The following is a 16,184-nucleotide window of genomic DNA, read 5'->3' as shown; positions in this document are numbered from 1 at the left end:
ATCGAGAGGGAACGATCATGGACAGATTCGTCGTCGTCACCGGCGCGACCGGACAACAGGGCGGCGCGGTCGCGAAACACCTTCTGGCCCAAGGCTGGCCGGTCCGCGCACTCACCCGCGACGCCACCGCACCCAAGGCCCGAGCCCTGGCGACGGCCGGAGCCGAAGTCGTCGAGGGCACCTTCGAGGACGAGGCGACCATCGACCGGTACCTCGAGGGCGCCTACGGCCTCTACATCGTGCACCCCGGCCCCATCTCCCCCGACCAGGACGAAATCCGAGCGGGCAAGCTCCTGGCCGACGCCGCCGCGAAACGCGATGTGGCCCATATCGTTTACAGCTCCGCCCTGGGCGCCGACCGCATCGGCGGCGAGAAGTGGGAGATCGAACAGCACCTCACCGCGCTCGGCGTCTCCGCCACCATCCTGCGCCCGAGCTCGTTCATGGAGAACCTCTACACCCAGTCCGAGACGGTCGGCGTCCACTCCGGCGCCCTCCGCACCGCGCTCGCCCCCCACATCCGCCAGCAGTTCATCGCCCTGGACGACATAGGCGCGATCGCAACCCGCGCCTTCACCGACCCACCCCGCTTCCGCGCCCGCACCCTCGAACTCGTCGGCGACGCCCTCACCCCACCCGAAGTGGCCGCCAAACTCACTGCGGCCGTAGGTCATCCGGTCCCCTACCGCCAACGCTCGATAGAGGACCTCCGCCGCATCAACGAACGCTTCGCCCGCGGCTACGAACTCCTCAACTCCACCGACGGCACCATCCCCGACGTCGACATATCCGAACTACGATCCCTCCACCCCGACCTCATGAACTTCGACACCTGGCTCCAACGCACGGGCTTGGAGTTGCTCCGCCCACTGCTGTGAGCGAGAGGAGGTCGCGATCCCTCCACCCGGACCTCACGAACTTCGACACCCGGCTTCAGCGCAGGGGCTCGGACCTGCTCCGCCCATTGCTGTGAGCGAGAGGAGGTCACGATCCCTCCACCGGACCTCATGGGCTTCGGCGCACGGCTTCACGCGCAGGGGCTCGGACCTGCTCCGGCGCTGCTGTGAGCGAGAGGGGTCGCGATCCCTCCACCGGGACCTCACGAACGTCGACACCCAACTTCGGCGCACGGGCTCGGACCTGCTCCGGCCGCATATGTGAGCGAGGAGGTCACGCCTCCTCCACCCGGACCTCATGGACTTCGACACATGGCCCCGGCACAAGCCCGTTGCGCCGCCCACCGCCGTGACCAAAAGAAAGTGAGGACGAGTCGGTCTATAAGCCGGATCCTGTCCCGGTCGAAACCGGGGGCGGCCATCCATCTGGGTGCACCGTTGCCGGGCACCTCGAGCGGTCCACCCGCAGGCTCGGGCGAGCAGCCCTCGGACACCTGCGCAGCCGCACTCCGGGGAGTGCGGCCTTCGACCTTGCTCCGGGCGGGGTTTACCTAGCCGCCCCGGTCACCCGGGGCGCTGGTGCGCTCTTACCGCACCGTTTCACCCTTACCGGCGCTGTGCGCGCCGGCGGTCTGCTTTCTGTGGCACTGTCCCGCGGGTCACCCCGGGTTGCCGTTAGCAACCGCCCTGCTCTGTGGAGTCCGGACTTTCCTCGGCGACGGGCAGCGACACCACCGTGCCCGTTCCCGTCGACGCGGCCGCCCGACCGACTCGTCGGGACAGATTATGCCCCACGGTTGCCCGCCGCGGGATTCCGGCACGGACGCCCGTCCCCCCGAGGATCCGGATCGGCGGCGGAACCACGGAGCAAGTACGGTATTTCGGCATGGAGCGTGTCGAGGTGGGGTTCCCGTCGGGAAGCGAACAGTGTGCAGCGTGGCTCTATCTGCCGGACGGGCCGCCGAAGCCGCGGCCGCTGGTGATCATGGCGCACGGTCTGGGGGCGGACCGTCAGATGGGTCTGGATCGATACGCGCGGCGGTTCGCGACGGCCGGAATGGGCGTGCTGGCGTTCGACTATCGCCATTTCGGCGCGAGCGGCGGCCAGCCCCGGCAGCTGATCAACATCGCCCGCCAGCGCGACGACTGGCGCGCGGCCATCGCCTTCGCCCGCACGCTCAGGGGCTTCGACGCGACGCGAATCGCGTTGTGGGGCAGCTCGTTCGGCGGCGGGCACGTGTTGTCGATCGCACACGAGGACGACTACCTCGCCGCCGTCGTGGCGCAGGTCCCGTTCGCCAGCGGCCGCGCCTCGACGATGGCGAAGAGCCCGATCAGCGTCCTGAAGACCGGCACCCTCGCGATGACCGATCTGGTGGTCGGCCCGATCCGCCGCAAGCCGATCGGCGTGCGCGTCGCCGGGCGGCGACATTCGGCAGCGCTCATGGCCGCCCGCGACGTGCCCGAGGGCTTCGGCCGCCTCGCCGAGGAGAGCGAGCACTACCAGCCCAAGGTCGCCGCCCGCTTCGGCCTGTCGGCGTTCTTCGACGCCCCCTGGCGGCGCACGAAGGGCATCAAGGTCCCGGTGCTGTACGCCCTGTGCGACAACGATTCCGTGGCCCCGATCGCCCCGGCCCTCAAGGCCGCCGAGCGCACCAAGCACGCGGTCGTCAAGCGGTATCCCATCGGCCATTTCGACATCTACTTCGACGACTGGTTCGAGAAGGCCGTCTACGACCAGATCGAATTCCTGGTCTCGGTGCTGCGGCCGTGACGACCCCGCCGCCCGGCATCCGGGTCCGGCACCTCGGCGCCGAGGACTGGCGGGTCGCCCGCGCGGCCCGCCTCGGCGCGCTGGCCACCTCCCCGCCCGGCTCCTTCTCCACCACCTTCGAGGAGGCCGCCGGCTGGGACGAACGCCGCTGGCGGCACTGGCAGGCGAGCAGATCGCTGTTCGTCCTCGAATCCGACCCCGGCCCCGTCGGCTGTGCGGGCGTACTACGGGAATCGTCCGGTCCCGTGCTGGTCTCGGTGTGGGTCCACCCCACCGTCCGCGGCACCGGCGCCTCCCGCCTGCTGATCGGCACGATCGTCGACCACGTCCGCGCCGCGGGCGACACCACCCTGCGCCTGTGGGTGGTCGAGGGCAATACTCCTGCCGAGAAGCTTTACCACGCAATGGGTTTCGAGCCCACCGGCCGCCGTCAGCTGACCGCGGCTCACAGTCCCCACTACGAGTACGAGATGATCCGCCACCTCGCCTGAGCTATCCTGGAGGCCCCGTTCGTCCGACGATGGCCCCGGTGCGCCGCGAAGCACCCCGCACATGACACCTCCACTCCTCCCCGGGAAGGCCACTCCCGCCCGCCGATGACGCCCCCGCGGGCCCGCACGCCCGCCGAGATCCGTCGGCACCGCCGCCCCCGCGCCCACACCTGCTGGAATCACCTCATCGCCGCACCGCTGTGGCCCAAGCACACCGCGAATCTCGGCACCCTCCTGCGCACCTGTGACGCCGTCGGCGCCTGCCTCGCCGTTCCCCGAAAGCCTTGGGTCCCAGAGGCTTTGGCCCGCGGCAACACCCTGCGCAAACCGACCTGCGTGCACTGGCTCGACGCCCGCCCGGACCGCTGGCTCGACCGTCAGCGCACCGGCGGCGCGGCCATCGTGGGCGTGGAACTCACCGACGAATCCATCCGCCTCGCCGACCTCCCCCCGGCCCGCCGCCGCACCATTGTCGTCCTCGGCAACGAGGGCTACGGCATTCCGCCGGACGGTCTGGAACGCCTGGACGTCGCCGTCGAGATCCCCATGGTCGGTACCGGATCCAGCCTCAATGTCGCGGTGGCCGCGTCGTTGGTGCTCTACAAGCTGGCCGGATTGTGTTGAGCGCCTTACAGATACGACGTGTCGTTCACCAAGCGCACCGAGGCCCCGCCATCCGGATAGAACTCCGCGATCGACAGCGACGCCAGATCCAGATGCAGCCGGTACAACAGATTCGACCCCACCCCCAGCGCCAGCTGGAGCAGCGTCTTGATCGGCGTAACATGGCTCACCACAACGACATTGCGGCCCGGGTACTGTGACAGGAGGTCGGCGCGGACCGCTTCGACGCGCTCGCGGACCTGATCGAAGCTCTCCCCGTGGGGCGCGGGCAGCGACGAGTCGCCGAGCCAGCGGCGGTGCAGATCCGGATCCCGTTGCGCCGCTTCGAGAAACGTCAACCCCTCCCACTCACCGAAGTCGGTTTCGATGAGGCCGTCGAGGACTCGCACCGGAACCTGCAGGGCCTGCGCGGCGGCCTCGGCGGTTTCCTGCGCGCGGCCCAGGGGGGAGGTTACGACGGCTTCGATATCGCCTTTGGTGGCAAGGTGTTTCGCGGCTCGGGCGGCCTGGTCGCGACCGAGGGCGGTCAAGGGTGGATTGCCGCGGCCCGAATAGCGGCGCTGCACCGACAGTTCCGTTTGTCCGTGCCGCAGCAGCAACAGCCGTGTCGGGCGGCCGCGTGCGCCCGTCCACCCGGGGGCGGCTTCGGCTGGATCGGTGGTCTTCGCCGCGCCGACCTCGTCGACCCAGCTGGGCAGCTGCCGCTCGTCGCCTGCCGGAGTGATATCGCCGACCGAATCCTTTTCGCTCACAATCACTTTCGGAGCGGAATCGCCGGGAATCGTGCGGTCCCAGCCCTCGGCCTCCCGTACCTCGTCGACGAGCTTCGCATCGTCCATCGCCTCGTTCGCCAGCCGATCCGCGTACGAGTTCTCCGCGCGCGGAATCCACTGGAACGCCACACGATCGAACCCGGACACCAGCCCGCGAGCACGCTCGGCGAGCGGAATCATGGCCTCGTGCTTGACCTTCCACCGCCCCGACATCTGCTCGACGACGAGTTTGGAGTCCATCCGGACCTCGACCTCGCGCGCCCCGAGCTCGGCCGCCGCCGCCAAACCCGCCAGGAGACCGCGATATTCGGCGACATTGTTGGTGGTGACGCCCAGCGACTGCTTGCGTTCGGCCAGGACGTGGGCGCGGTTCGCGTCCCACACCACCGCGCCGTACCCGGCGGGGCCGGGATTGCCGCGCGATCCGCCGTCGGCCTCGACGATCACGAGCATGCCGGTCACAACCCGGATTGCTTGGTGCGCACCAGGATCGCGCCGCATTCGGGGCAGCGCACGACCGTCTCGGGCGGGGTCTGCGTGATGCGGGAGATCTCGCCGCGGTCCAGTTCGATCCGGCAGGCGCCGCAGCGCCGCGCCTGCAACAGCGCCGCGCCCACACCGTGCTGGGCGCGCTGCCGGTCGTAGATGGCGAGCAGATCGGCCGGGAACGCGGTGAGCAGACCCTCACGATCGCGCGCGCACCGCTCGGCGGCCACGTCGAGATCGGCCACGGCCTGATCGCGCAGGCGCTGCGCGTCGGCGAGGTCGGCCTCGGCCTTGCTCAGATTCGCCCCGGCGTGCTGATGATCGGCGGCGGCGGCCTCGCGGCGCTCCATCACCTCGAGCAGATCGTCCTCGAGGACCGTGCGGCGGCGTTCCAGGCTGGTCAGCTCGTGCTGCAATTCCGAGAGCTGCTTGGCGCCGACGCCGCCGCCGTCGAGCATGCCGCGGTCGCGCTGCTCGCGCTTGCGGACGCCGTCGATCTCGGTCTCGAGCTTGCGGATGTCGCGGTCGAGGTCGTCGATGAGGATCTCGACCTTCACCGCCGCGTCCTTGCGCGCCGTGCGCTCCTCCTCCAGCCGCCGCACCTCCTGCTGCTCGGGCAGCACCTTGCGGCGGTGCTCGATGCGCGTCAGTTCGGCGTCGACGGCGGCGAGATCGAGCAGCTTGGCCTGGATCGGTGGTTCGACATTCAACGCGGAACTAACTCCTCGGCACATGGACGATCGAGCGCCCGGTCGGGCACCCAGCACAGACCTTCAACCGTACCCCGCCCGTACCCGAACGCACCCGACCCCCACGGATAATCGGCGGCGCCCGACGGCGGGCGTGTGGCACTCTCCCGTCATGCACAGCTATACGGTCGAGATCGTCTGGACGGGCGCGACCACGGGTTATCGCGCGTACTCCCGCAACCACGAGGCTTACGCGCCCGGCCGTCCACCCCTACCCAGCAGCGCCGACCCCGTCGTCGGCCGCGGCGACGACGACCGCTGGAATCCGGAGCTGCTGCTCGTCGCGTCGCTGTCGCAGTGCCACATGCTGTGGTATCTGCATCTGTGCACCAGCGCGGGGATCGTGGTGACCGGGTATCGGGACGAGGCGGTGGGGTCCATGGACGAGACGCGGTTCCAGCGGGTGGTGCTGCGGCCGCGGGTGACGATCACCGATCCGGCGCGGGTGGCGGAGGCCGGGGGGCTGCACGGGGAGGCGCATCGGCGGTGTTTCATCGCTAATTCGGTGAACTTTCCGGTTGAGCATGAGCCGGAGGTGGTGGCGGGGTAGGGCAGTGGGCGTGGGCGAAAGCGGTGGTGTTTCATGGCAATTCGGTGAACTGCGCCAGCCCTCGCCCACGCGATCCGGCCGGGCGTGCAATGGGATGGTCGAGCACGAACCGGAGAACGTGGCGGGATAGGGCATCGGGCGCGGGCGAAATCGGTGGTGTTTCATGCCAATTCGGTGAACTGTCCGGACGAGCACGAGCCGGATGCGGGATAGGGGCATCGCGGGGAGAGGTCGGTGGTGGAGGGCCGTCGCGAGGACTCGGGTCGAGGATTCGTCGCGCCGCCCACAGGCGAAGGCCCGCCCATAGGCGGCGGGTCGGCATCGGCCTTGGAGGCGGGGCACGTCCCCGCCCCTTCGACAACGGATTCGATCAGTCGTCCGCGGCCCCGAGCGTCCACGGGTCGGTGCGGATCGGGCAGACACGAGTCTGCAACTGCGGCAAGGCGTTTCGCACGATCCGCTCGGCCTGCGCGCACCACGGGAATTCCGTGGCCCAGTGGGCGGCGTCGATGAGCGCCGGACCGCCCGCGCGCAGGTGCTCGTCGGCGGGGTGATGGCGAAGGTCGGCGGTCACGTAGGCGTCGACGCCGAGCCGGGACACGGTGCCCAGGAACGAATCTCCCGCCCCACCGCACACGGCGGCGGTTCGGATCATCCGGTCCGGATCGCCCGCCGCCCGCACACCCCACGCCGTCGCGGGCAACGCGGCCCGAACGCGAGCGGTGAACTCCCGCAACGTTTGTGGGCGCGTCAGCTCGCCGACGCGTCCGAGCCCAACATTACTCGGCAACGCGGCCCGCTCGGTCACATGGAACGCCGGTTCCTCGTACGGGTGCGCCGCCCGCAAGGCCGCGAGCACCGCGCCCCGCTTCGACGGCGGCGCGATCACCTCGACGCGTTCCTGCTCGACGGTCTTCAACTCCCCGACCGCACCGTCCGCCGGTGCCGCCTCCAGCGACGGCCGAAACTGCCCGAAACCAGCACTCCAACAGGCGCTTTCGCTGTATCGCCCATCCCCACCGGCTCCCGCCGCGAACAATGCCACGAGCACCCGCTCCCGATATTCCAGGGGCACCTGCACCATCCACTCATCAACGGCCGCAGCGTTTTTCGGCTCCAACGGCCCGCTGACCTCGATACCCAGCACCTCGGCCAACGCATCCGAAACTCCCGGGGACGCCGAATCCGCATTCGTATGCGCCGTGAACAACGCACACCCGTTCCGAATCAACTTGTGCACCAACGCCCCCTTGGGCGTCCCCGTCGCCACCGTATCCACCCCCCGCAACAACAACGGATGATGCACCACCAAAACCTGAGCCCCCCACCGCACCGCCTCCTCCACCACCCCCTCCGTGGCATCCACCGCGAACAAAACCCGCCCCACCAACTCCCCCGAATCCCCACAAACCATCCCCACCGAATCCCACCCCTCCGCCAACCCCGGCGGATAAGCCCCCTCCAACACCCCCACCACATCCCCCACAGTCACACCCACCACCAAACCTCCTCCCAATCCAACCGACCCCCAAAACCTACCGTCCCCACTCCCACGCCCCCACCAACCCAGCCGCACCCTTTATTCGAATCCGCACCCGTTGTGTAGCCCTGCAAGGGGTGCGGATCCGAATAAGGGGTGCGGCTGGGTTCGTACACCTGGGGATCGGTGACGCCTGGGGTGCACGACAGCGGCGGCCGGGGTGCGGACTGGGTTCGCGGGCCTGGGATCGGTGTCCCACCGGCAGTGAGTTCCAGCGGGGCCAGGCTCCGGCTGGGCTCGTTGGTCTGGGATCTCGGTGGCCCGTTGGGGGTGCGGTTGGGTGGTTACAGGCCGGATTCGGTGATGGCTTCGATCAGGCGGGTTACCTCGGTGGGGCCTCGGACGGCTAGGCGGAGGTGGTTGGGGGTGAGGCCGGGGAAGGTGTCGCAGCGGCGGAGGGCTATTCCCTTGTGGGAGAGGCGTTTTCGGAGGAGTTCGCCGTCGGGGGCCTCGATGAGGAGGAAGGGGGCGTGGGCGGGGGTGTGGGCGGTGATGCCGATCGCGGCTAGGCGGGTGATCATTTGGGCTCGGGACTCGGCGATGGTGTGGGCTCGGGCCTGGGATTCGGCGATGGCGGCGGGTTCGGCGGTGGCGGTGATGGCTTCCAGTTGGAGGGTGCCCAGGGGCCAGTGGGGGCGGCCTCGGGTCAGGCGGGTGAGTAGGGCGGGTGGGCCCAGGAGGTAGCCGCAGCGGAGGCCGGCGAGGGCCCAGGTCTTGGTGAGGCTGCGGAGGATGAGGACGTCGTCGAGGGGGTGGGCGGCGAGGGATTCGGGTTCGCCGGGGACGGCGTCGGCGAAGGCTTCGTCTATGACGAGGACGCGCCCGGGGCGGCGCAGGGCCAGCAGGGTTTCGGCGGGGTGGAGGACCGAGGTCGGATTCGTCGGATTGCCCAGGACCACCAGGTCGGCCGCATCGGGAACCAGGGCGGGGTCGAGGGTGTAGGGCGGGTCGAGAACGACGCGGGCCACGTCGACCCCGCCGTCGCGCAGGGCCAGTTCGGGTTCTGTGAAGGACGGGTGGACGACCGCGGCCAGTCGGGGAGCCAGGCGCGGCAGCATCGCGAAGCCCTCGGCGGCACCCCCCAACAGCAGTACCTCATCCGTAGTCCGCCCGTGCCTGGCCGCCACGGCCGCCCGCGCGGCCTGCTCGTCGGCCGCCGACGGATAACTCCCCAACTCCCCCAGCCGCCCGGCCAACCGCCGCCGCAACCACTCCGGCGGCCCCCCGCCCTGCACGTTCACCGCGAAATCCAACATCCCCGGCACCACATCCACATCCCCGTGATGCCGCAACGACTCCCGATCGAACCCGTCACCCACCATCGACCTCCAACCTCCCGGCGAACCCACCCCAACCTTCGCATCCCCCAATCCGCCCGAGCCGCCCGGCACCCGTACCGCCTTCCGGAGGGCAGCCGCACCTAGAACCCAACCGAGCCACCCGGCACTAGAACCATCCTGCACAGGGCAGCAGCGCCCGAACCCACCGATCAAGCCGCACTCGGATCACCCTCCGCAGGCAGCAGTGCCCGAAACCCACTCAGCCACCCGGCATGCGAGTGACCGTCCGCCCAGGCAGCGCACCCGAAACCGGCTGAACCGCCAGAACACACGATCACCCATCCACGCGAGACGGCAATATCCTGAACACGCGAACCGCCCGGGTATTTGAGCCACCATCCGCGCAGGCCAGCAGCACCAATCCCACTCACGCGATACAGCAGCGCACCCCCAAACCCACCCGGCACTCGAATTACCTCGGGGCAGCGACACCTGAACGCCGCCGAACCCTCTTGTACACGAACGCGTGGTCCAGGCATGCAGGTGTTGATCTCGTCCTCGCGGGTCTGCTCGGCCTTGCGCGCCCACTCGGGGTCGGCCAGCAGCGGGCGGGCCAGCGAGATCAGGTCGTCGTCGCCACGGGTAAGGATCTCCTCGGCGGTTCGCTCGGCACACGAGGGCCATCGCGAGGAACACGGCACCTCGAAACTCATCGAGCCTCCCTCGAGCAGGGCCGAAGGTAACGCGATCCGCGCCCCAACCCCCTGTCACGCACCCGACATAGCTCACCCCACCCCAACCCGCCAGAATGGCTGTCGTGGGTGAGCTGCACGTGACCTTCATTTGCACCGGCAATATCTGTCGGTCGCCGATGGCCGAGAAGATCTTCGTCGGGTATCTGGAGCGGGCCGGGTTGGGTGATCGGGTGCGGGTGAGTAGTGCCGGGACTACGGCTTGGCATGTCGGGGCGGATGCGGATCCGCGGACGACGGCCGTGTTGCGGCGGCACGGGTATCCGGTGGGGCATATCGCGGCGATGGTGGGGGCCGATCATTTGAATGCGGATCTGGTGGTGTCGTTGGCTACCTCGCATGATCGGGAGATGACGCGGTTGCGGGTGCCCGCTGGGCGGCGGCGGTTGTTGCGGAGTTTCGATCCGGACGCCGACTCCGTGGACGTACCGGATCCGTACTACGGGGGCGATGCGGAATTCGAACTGGTTCGGGAGCAGATCGAGGCGGCGATGCCCGCGCTGCTCGACTGGGTGCGTGAGCGGTTGCCGCGATGAGTGTGCTGCGTCGGCTGACCTTCCTGCTGCGGCCCAGCTGGGTGATTCTCGCGGTCGTGGTCGTGGGGTTCGCGTATTTCTGTTTCACGGTGCTCGCGCCGTGGCAGTTGGGTAAGAACTCCTCGACCTCGCATCGCAACGACCTCATCGCCCGTTCGGTCGACGCCGCGCCGGTCGACGTGACCACGCTGCTCACCGATCCGTCCGCGACCGACACCGAGTGGCGGCGCGTAATCGCAACGGGCACTTACGTTCCCGGCTCGACGGTGGTCGAGCGGTTGCAGCGGCTGGACGACAATCCGGCCTTCGGGGTGCTGGCCACCTTCCGGCTCGACGACGGGCGCGTCCTGCTCGTCGACCGCGGCCTGCTGCCCGCCGCCGACGGCATCCGCCTGCCCACGATCCCCGAACCGCCCACCGGCCCGCAACGGATCGAGGCGCGCGTCCGCAAGTCCGAGGGCGTCACCCCGGGCAAGGATCCGATGACCCAGGACGACTACCGCCAGGTGTATTCGATCGACACCGGCCAACTCGCCACGGTCCTCGGCGCCCCGCTCACCACGATCCCGACCGGCGGCCCCGGCGGCTACCTCCAGCTCACCGACCACCAGCCGGGCGCCTTCACCTCCCGCCCCCTCCCCCAACTGGATGCGGGCCCGTACCTGTCCTACGGCCTGCAATGGATCGCCTTCGGCATCATGGCCCCCCTTGGCCTGGCCTACTTCGTCTACGCCGAACTCCGCGAACGCCGCCGCGACCGCCAACCTCCGGCCCCGGAGCCCGAAACCTCTTCTCCCGCAACGGTTCCCGCACCACCCAGCACCAACGCGGACCGGCTGGCCGACCGCTACGGCAACTCACGCCGCTGACCGCGCGGCGGCACCTCGTCGAACGGCCGAACGTTCACCGCCACAACGACATTCCCGACCCGCCGCCTTGCGCCACCGTGGGAGCCGATCGCCGCGCCCGCCAGCTTGTGGCTGTTGAGCAGGTTGGTCAGCACCATCGACATGATCGCGGTGCCCACCGAGGCGGCGGCCTGGTTGGCGAGCTCTCCGAACAGACGGCAGCCCGAACGGTTTCCGCTGGGGCTACCGATCGAACACTGACCGCTCGACCGACCACGGCCGCAACGTCACCGCGATGACATACCGGCGAGAGCCAACCAGCGGACCCCTCCGCTCAGGTCCACGGCCAGCGATTCCGCGCCGAGTCCCTCACCCGACCGAACGCCAGAAGTTCGCCCACCCCAGCCCCACCCCCGTGCATCGACCCGATAACGGTCGACCACATCGACCACGAACACACCCCCGCACCCCCAAACTGACCCCATGGCGAACTTTCCGAACGGTAATTTCACCATCACCAATAACGACACCGGCCGATGCCTCCGAGCCCGGCTCGGATCCAGCAGGGACATCGTCGACCACAAGGAAGGCACCGAATATCTCCTGTCCCGGACCGATCCCCCCTGGCTGGAATTGGCCGAGCCCGACGGCACCATCGCGTCGGCCTGGTACTTCAACAGCGCCCACGACGGTTCCGAGCGTGTCGCGTACAACCAGATCGTCAGTGCCGCGGTCGCAAAACTGCAGAACATCGGCGATTACTGCGTCTGGCTGACGAGGAACGGCGAGGCCGAGGTCGCCAACGAGCTCGACCGGGAGTACGCGGTCGCCGACGCCCGGTACGCCGCGGAACAGACCCGCTCGGAGGCTCGAAAACAGTATCTGGACACGCTGATTCCCGCCGCCTGGCACGACGAATTGAGTGACCGGGACACCTGGGAACAATGGTGTCTGGATTACGCCTATCACGGCGAGAAATGGTTGTGGGAGACCGTGCAGCACGTCCAGGGCTGGAACCCCCTGAGCCGCGACAAGAAAGGCATTCTTGCCGCGATGGATTCGTATCTCACCGAAATCGCGCAGGAAGGCGTGACGGTCGGCACCGCGGCCGGTAGCGACGCGCCGACCCGGCTGGACGGCTGCGGCAAAGACCGTCCGAGCGGTTCCACCTATCGGTGGACCACCGACGGCACGCACCTCTTCGCCGCCGACGACCGGACCGTCCCCGCGGACCGGACCTACTGGACCGACGCGGGCGGATTCCTGGTCGGCCGCCCCAAAGGCGGTGCGGGACAGAGCTGGACGATCGCCCCCTGGTCGCCGCCGTCCACATCGGACAACCGCACGGGCGCCATCCTCGGCACCGGCCTGTTCGGCCCGCTCGGCGGACTCATGGGCCTTTAAGCGGGGATAGAGAGTTACTGCGGCCTGGGGCTCATATACCCGGGCCACGGGCACTGGCGAGTTCCCGGTTGATAGTCGTACGCGTCGTATTTGCCATCCGGTTGCTTGTACCAACAGGGCGGTGCGTTCTCGCCACAGACGATGGCGCCCTCGATACCACCCGCCCGCGCACAGGCGGGCTGGGAGGGAGCGGAGGTCGCTATACCACCCCCAACGGTCAGAACCATGACAGCCGAGGCGATCGCGACGGCAAAAGGCGGCAGAGCCCGCATGAGACCTCCATGACGAGGATCGGAATCGGACCATGTCGAACGGCATTCGCCTCGTGATTATGCGGGCTCGGCCGCCGATCTCCGCGCCACACGCCGTGCGGATCCGGCGAATGTCGCGACGACCATCGCCACCACGACACCCCCGGCCTGCACGGCCGCCGACAACCGCACGGCCCGCCGCAGATCCGGCACCCGGGGCGCGGACCCGTCCCCCAGCACGGGTCGCGACTCCGTCCCGTGCCGATACCGGGTGACGCCCCCGAGCCGCACACCCAGCGCACCGGCCATACTCGCCTCTGCCACACCGGCATTCGGGCTCGGGTGTCGCCCGGCGTCGCGACGCCACGCCGCCAGCGCGGCGGCCGGGCGACCCCCCACCACGGGAGCCAGCATCGCCGTGAGCAGCCCGCTCACCCGCGCCGGAATCAGGTTCGCGACGTCATCGACCCGGGCGGCCGCCCAGCCGAACGATTCGTAGCGTTCGTTGCGATACCCGACCATCGCGTCGAGCGTGTTCACCGCCCGATACCCCAGCAACCCCGGCACCCCCGCGACCGCGCCCCACAGCAACGGCGCGATGGCCGCGTCGGAGGTGTTCTCCGCGATGGATTCCAGTGCGGCGCGGGCCAATCCGACCGCGTCCAGCGCCGAGGGATCCCGACCGCACAGCGAAGGAAGCAGCGCCCGCGCGCCCTCGATATCATCGGCTTCCAGCCGGTCCGCCATCTCCCCACCGACCCGGACCAGGGACCGTCCGCCCAGCACGATCCACGTCGACACGGCCGTGAGCGCGAACCGAAACCCGGTGCGCTGCAACGCGATACCCGCGAGAACCACGCCGCCCACCAACGCGGCCTCGTACCGGATCCCCGCCGCCCGGCTGTCTCGATAGGCCACCGACTCCACCCGCGCGGCCGCGGACCCGAACCCCGCGACCGGATGCCACCGCCGCGGATCGCCCAGTACCCGGTCCAGGACGAAACCCGCACCCAACCCGACCACCGTCGACAAGCCCTCGCGCACCGGCCGAGGGTAGCCGACGGCATGTCACACAGATGCCCGGCCCGGGGGCACCGGCGGGCCGAACTCGCCGACGACATGTCACGCGAACGCCCGGCCCGGGGACACTGGCGGCCCGAACTCGCCGACGACATGTCACACCAACGCCCGCCCCAGGGACACTGGCAGCCCGAACTCGCCGACAACATGTCACGCGAACGCCCGGCCCGAGGGGCACCGGCGGCCCGAACTCGCCGACGACATGTCACACCAACGCCCGCCCCACCGTCTCCCTGGTGACGGACGGTTAGGCTCCGGTCGAGAGGACGGTGGATGTGAGCGAGCAGGGGTTCGGGGACGGCGATCGGGCGGAGTTGGCGCGGCGGTTCGAGGAACATCGGGGGTACTTGCGGCGGCTGGCTTACAGCACGTTGGGGAGTTTGACCGACGCCGACGATGTGGTGCAGGACGCGTGGCTGCGGTTGCAGCGGTGGCACGAGACCCGGCCCGAGGGAGCGGAGATCGAGAATCTGCGGGCCTGGCTGTCGACGGTGACGGGGCGGCTGGCATTGGATCAGCTGGGGTCGGCGCGGGCGCGGCGGGAGCAGTACGTCGGGGAGTGGCTGCCGGAGCCGGAGGTGACGACGTCCGCCGATCCGGCGGATCGGGTGACCCAGGACGAGCGGGTGACGACCGCGCTGCTGGTGGTGCTGGAGTCGTTGTCGCCCGCGGAGCGGACCGCGTTCGTATTGCAGGACGTGTTCGGGATGAGCGGCCCGGAGGTGGCCGAGGTGGTCGGTCGGACCCCAGCCGCGGTGCGGCAGTTGGCCTCTCGCGCGCGCAAGCGGGTCGAGGAGGGGACGCCGCGGTTTCCGGCGAGCCCGGACGAGCACGCGAAGGCGGTGTCGGCGTTCGCGGTGGCGTGGCGCTCGGGGGACTTGAGCGCGCTGCTCGGGGTGCTCGACGAGAAGGTCACGCTCACCGCGGACGGCGGCGGCAAGGTGCCCGCGATCCGGCAGCCGGTCAGCGGTGCGGAGCTGGTGGCCAAGATGTTCCTGGGTTGGTACCGCGCGGGTACGGGAGCGTGGGGGCGTTCGGTCCTGGTCAATGGCCGGCCCGGGCTCATGGTGTTCGACGGGCACCATCTCGGCGTGTTCGCGTTCACCGTCGAGCGCGACCGCATCACCGGGATCACGGTGGTCCGCAACCCGGACAAGCTGCGCGATCTGCCGCCCGCCGAACCGGAGTGGTTCATGGAGTGAGGGCCACCCTGTGCCCCAACGTATCCGGCGCAATTCCGGGGCAGCGAGGCCCGTCAGAACCGATCGCCGTCCCGCAGCAGTTCATTCAGGATCGGCGTGGTTCATGGAGTGAGGATCGCCCTTGTGCCCCAACGTATCCGGCGCAATTCCGGGGCAGCGAGGCCCGTCAGGCCCGATCGCTGTCGCGCAACAATTCGTTCAGGATCGGCCCGATCTGCGCGACGCCGTGCGGGTTGAGCATCCCCATGTGCCGTTCGTCGATCGGGACGGACCGGATCGTGCCGCCGATGTGACGCCGCCATGTCGCGGCCATGTCACCGCGGCGGGTTTCGCGGGCGGCGAGGAACAGCACGGCGTCCCCGTCGAAGTGCTCGGGTTCGTGGGAGACCGGCGTCGTGAAGTTCTCGATCACCCGCTCGACCTGTTCGGGGGTGAAGACGCCCTCGCTCGCGAGCCGTTCGGACAGCAGCGCGAACAGTTCGTCGGGCGAGGCGATCGGCCGGTCCTCGCTCAGGCCCAGGAATTCGCGCCAGCCGCCGAGGAAGTCGTTGAGCGCCCGCACGCCCTGCGGATCGTCGGGGTCGGCCGCGAGCGGCTGATCGAGTTCGGCCTCGACGGCGGCGTCGACGAGCACGAGCGATCCGACCGAAAGCCCCAGTGCGCGAAGGCGACTCGCCATGGCGTGGGCGATCTTCCCGCCCAGCGACCAGCCCAGCAGGTGGTAGCGGATGCCGGGGAAGGCGCGCACGATCTCGTCCACGTAGCGCCGGGCGTACTCCTCCACCGACGCGCAGCGCGCCGACCCCTCGACGATGTAGGGGTCCTGGAGACCGAAGATCGGCCGATCCGGATCGAGGTGTCCGGCCAGTCCGCCGTACACCCAGGCCAGGCCGCCGCCGGGGTGCACGCAGAACAGCGGCGGCTTGTCACCCGCCGAACGCAGCGGTG

At 69.5% G+C, this 16,184-nt stretch carries 16 protein-coding genes, 1 other RNA gene and 1 pseudogene (1 of these 18 cut by a window edge); 9 read left to right on the top strand and 9 right to left on the bottom strand.

Annotated features, from left to right (window positions below; translation table 11 throughout):
* The first annotated feature begins 17 nt into the window (after positions 1–17).
* Complete coding sequence (locus ACFYTQ_RS16385) at positions 18–878, top strand: NmrA/HSCARG family protein (RefSeq protein WP_387361415.1); 861 nt, start codon at positions 18–20, stop codon at positions 876–878.
* Positions 879–1,262: 384 nt separating this feature from the next.
* On the opposite strand, the gene rnpB is transcribed toward ACFYTQ_RS16385, so the two are convergent.
* An RNA gene (gene rnpB / locus ACFYTQ_RS16380) (RNase P RNA component class A) lies at positions 1,263–1,670 on the bottom strand.
* A 112-nt stretch (positions 1,671–1,782) separates the two neighbouring features.
* Here rnpB and ACFYTQ_RS16375 point away from each other — a divergent pair.
* The 3 genes from ACFYTQ_RS16375 (at position 1,783) to ACFYTQ_RS16365 (ending at position 3,785) form a co-directional block, all read left to right on the top strand.
* Positions 1,783–2,670, top strand: coding sequence for an alpha/beta hydrolase (locus ACFYTQ_RS16375; protein WP_387361413.1), 888 nt, complete (start codon positions 1,783–1,785; stop codon positions 2,668–2,670).
* On the top strand, positions 2,667–3,161 hold the full coding sequence (locus tag ACFYTQ_RS16370) for a GNAT family N-acetyltransferase (RefSeq protein WP_387361411.1): 495 nt from the start codon (positions 2,667–2,669) through the stop codon (positions 3,159–3,161). Before ACFYTQ_RS16375 ends, ACFYTQ_RS16370 begins: the two co-directional genes overlap by 4 nt.
* Positions 3,162–3,266: 105 nt before the next feature.
* A complete protein-coding gene (locus tag ACFYTQ_RS16365; protein ID WP_387361409.1) occupies positions 3,267–3,785 on the top strand; it encodes a TrmH family RNA methyltransferase in 519 nt (172 codons plus the stop codon).
* Between the two features lie 5 nt (positions 3,786–3,790).
* Here the strand turns inward: ACFYTQ_RS16365 and ACFYTQ_RS16360 are convergent, their stop codons facing one another.
* A complete protein-coding gene (locus ACFYTQ_RS16360; RefSeq protein WP_387362266.1) occupies positions 3,791–5,011 on the bottom strand; it encodes a bifunctional RNase H/acid phosphatase in 1,221 nt (406 codons plus the stop codon).
* Positions 5,012–5,016: 5 nt separating this feature from the next.
* Entirely contained in the window at positions 5,017–5,754 is a 738-nt protein-coding gene (locus tag ACFYTQ_RS16355) for a zinc ribbon domain-containing protein (protein WP_387361407.1), read from the bottom strand.
* 151 nt (positions 5,755–5,905) lie between these two features.
* Here ACFYTQ_RS16355 and ACFYTQ_RS16350 point away from each other — a divergent pair, with 151 nt between their 5' ends.
* The gene (locus ACFYTQ_RS16350; protein WP_387361405.1) at positions 5,906–6,343 is read left to right on the top strand and encodes an OsmC family protein; all 438 of its coding nucleotides are present in this window, start codon (positions 5,906–5,908) and stop codon (positions 6,341–6,343) included.
* A gap of 370 nt (positions 6,344–6,713) precedes the next feature.
* Here the strand turns inward: ACFYTQ_RS16350 and ACFYTQ_RS16345 are convergent, their stop codons facing one another.
* The 3 genes and pseudogenes from ACFYTQ_RS16345 to ACFYTQ_RS16335 all read right to left on the bottom strand — a co-directional run.
* On the bottom strand, positions 6,714–7,844 hold the full coding sequence (locus ACFYTQ_RS16345) for a Nif3-like dinuclear metal center hexameric protein (protein WP_387361403.1): 1,131 nt from the start codon (positions 7,842–7,844) through the stop codon (positions 6,714–6,716).
* Positions 7,845–8,167: 323 nt separating this feature from the next.
* Positions 8,168–9,205: an Rv2231c family pyridoxal phosphate-dependent protein CobC gene (gene cobC, locus ACFYTQ_RS16340; protein WP_387361401.1), complete on the bottom strand. Its 1,038-nt coding sequence runs from the start codon at positions 9,203–9,205 to the stop codon at positions 8,168–8,170.
* A gap of 463 nt (positions 9,206–9,668) precedes the next feature.
* A pseudogene (locus ACFYTQ_RS16335) lies at positions 9,669–9,822 on the bottom strand (hypothetical protein); the annotation flags it as partial.
* A gap of 149 nt (positions 9,823–9,971) precedes the next feature.
* On the opposite strand from ACFYTQ_RS16335, the gene ACFYTQ_RS16330 reads away from it, so the two are divergent.
* Together ACFYTQ_RS16330 and ACFYTQ_RS16325 are read left to right on the top strand one after the other, a co-directional pair.
* Positions 9,972–10,451: a low molecular weight protein-tyrosine-phosphatase gene (locus ACFYTQ_RS16330; protein ID WP_387361399.1), complete on the top strand. Its 480-nt coding sequence runs from the start codon at positions 9,972–9,974 to the stop codon at positions 10,449–10,451.
* Positions 10,452–10,456: 5 nt separating this feature from the next.
* Positions 10,457–11,320: an SURF1 family protein gene (locus tag ACFYTQ_RS16325; RefSeq protein ID WP_387362264.1), complete on the top strand. Its 864-nt coding sequence runs from the start codon at positions 10,457–10,459 to the stop codon at positions 11,318–11,320.
* Here the strand turns inward: ACFYTQ_RS16325 and ACFYTQ_RS16320 are convergent.
* Entirely contained in the window at positions 11,299–11,478 is a 180-nt protein-coding gene (locus ACFYTQ_RS16320) for a hypothetical protein (protein ID WP_387361398.1), read from the bottom strand. The two genes, ACFYTQ_RS16325 and ACFYTQ_RS16320, sit on opposite strands and share 22 nt — an antisense overlap.
* 454 nt (positions 11,479–11,932) lie before the next feature.
* Between ACFYTQ_RS16320 and ACFYTQ_RS16315 the strand changes: the two genes are divergently transcribed.
* Positions 11,933–12,703, top strand: coding sequence for a hypothetical protein (locus ACFYTQ_RS16315; RefSeq protein ID WP_387361396.1), 771 nt, complete (start codon positions 11,933–11,935; stop codon positions 12,701–12,703).
* Between the two features lie 329 nt (positions 12,704–13,032).
* Here ACFYTQ_RS16315 and ACFYTQ_RS16310 read toward each other — a convergent pair whose 3' ends face one another.
* Positions 13,033–13,998: a cobalamin biosynthesis protein gene (locus ACFYTQ_RS16310; protein ID WP_387361394.1), complete on the bottom strand. Its 966-nt coding sequence runs from the start codon at positions 13,996–13,998 to the stop codon at positions 13,033–13,035.
* A gap of 311 nt (positions 13,999–14,309) precedes the next feature.
* On the opposite strand from ACFYTQ_RS16310, the gene sigJ reads away from it, so the two are divergent.
* Positions 14,310–15,236 (top strand): RNA polymerase sigma factor SigJ, encoded by a 927-nt coding sequence (gene sigJ, locus ACFYTQ_RS16305; RefSeq protein ID WP_387361392.1) that lies wholly within the window; start codon positions 14,310–14,312, stop codon positions 15,234–15,236.
* A 166-nt stretch (positions 15,237–15,402) separates the two neighbouring features.
* On the opposite strand, the gene ACFYTQ_RS16300 is transcribed toward sigJ, so the two are convergent.
* A protein-coding gene (locus tag ACFYTQ_RS16300; protein WP_387361390.1) for a non-ribosomal peptide synthase/polyketide synthase crosses the window boundary here: on the bottom strand, positions 15,403–16,184 show its end. The gene runs 26,296 nt beyond the window's last position; only the last 782 of its 27,078 coding nucleotides appear in the window; its start codon lies off the right edge, out of view — the gene reads right to left on this strand; the stop codon is at positions 15,403–15,405.

Origin of the sequence: Nocardia sp. NPDC004068 (assembly GCF_042874315.1) — a bacterium.
GTDB lineage: Bacteria > Actinomycetota > Actinomycetes > Mycobacteriales > Mycobacteriaceae > Nocardia.
The sequence above is the reverse complement of the archived record's forward strand: the minus strand, read 5'-3'. Positions and strand labels throughout refer to the sequence as shown.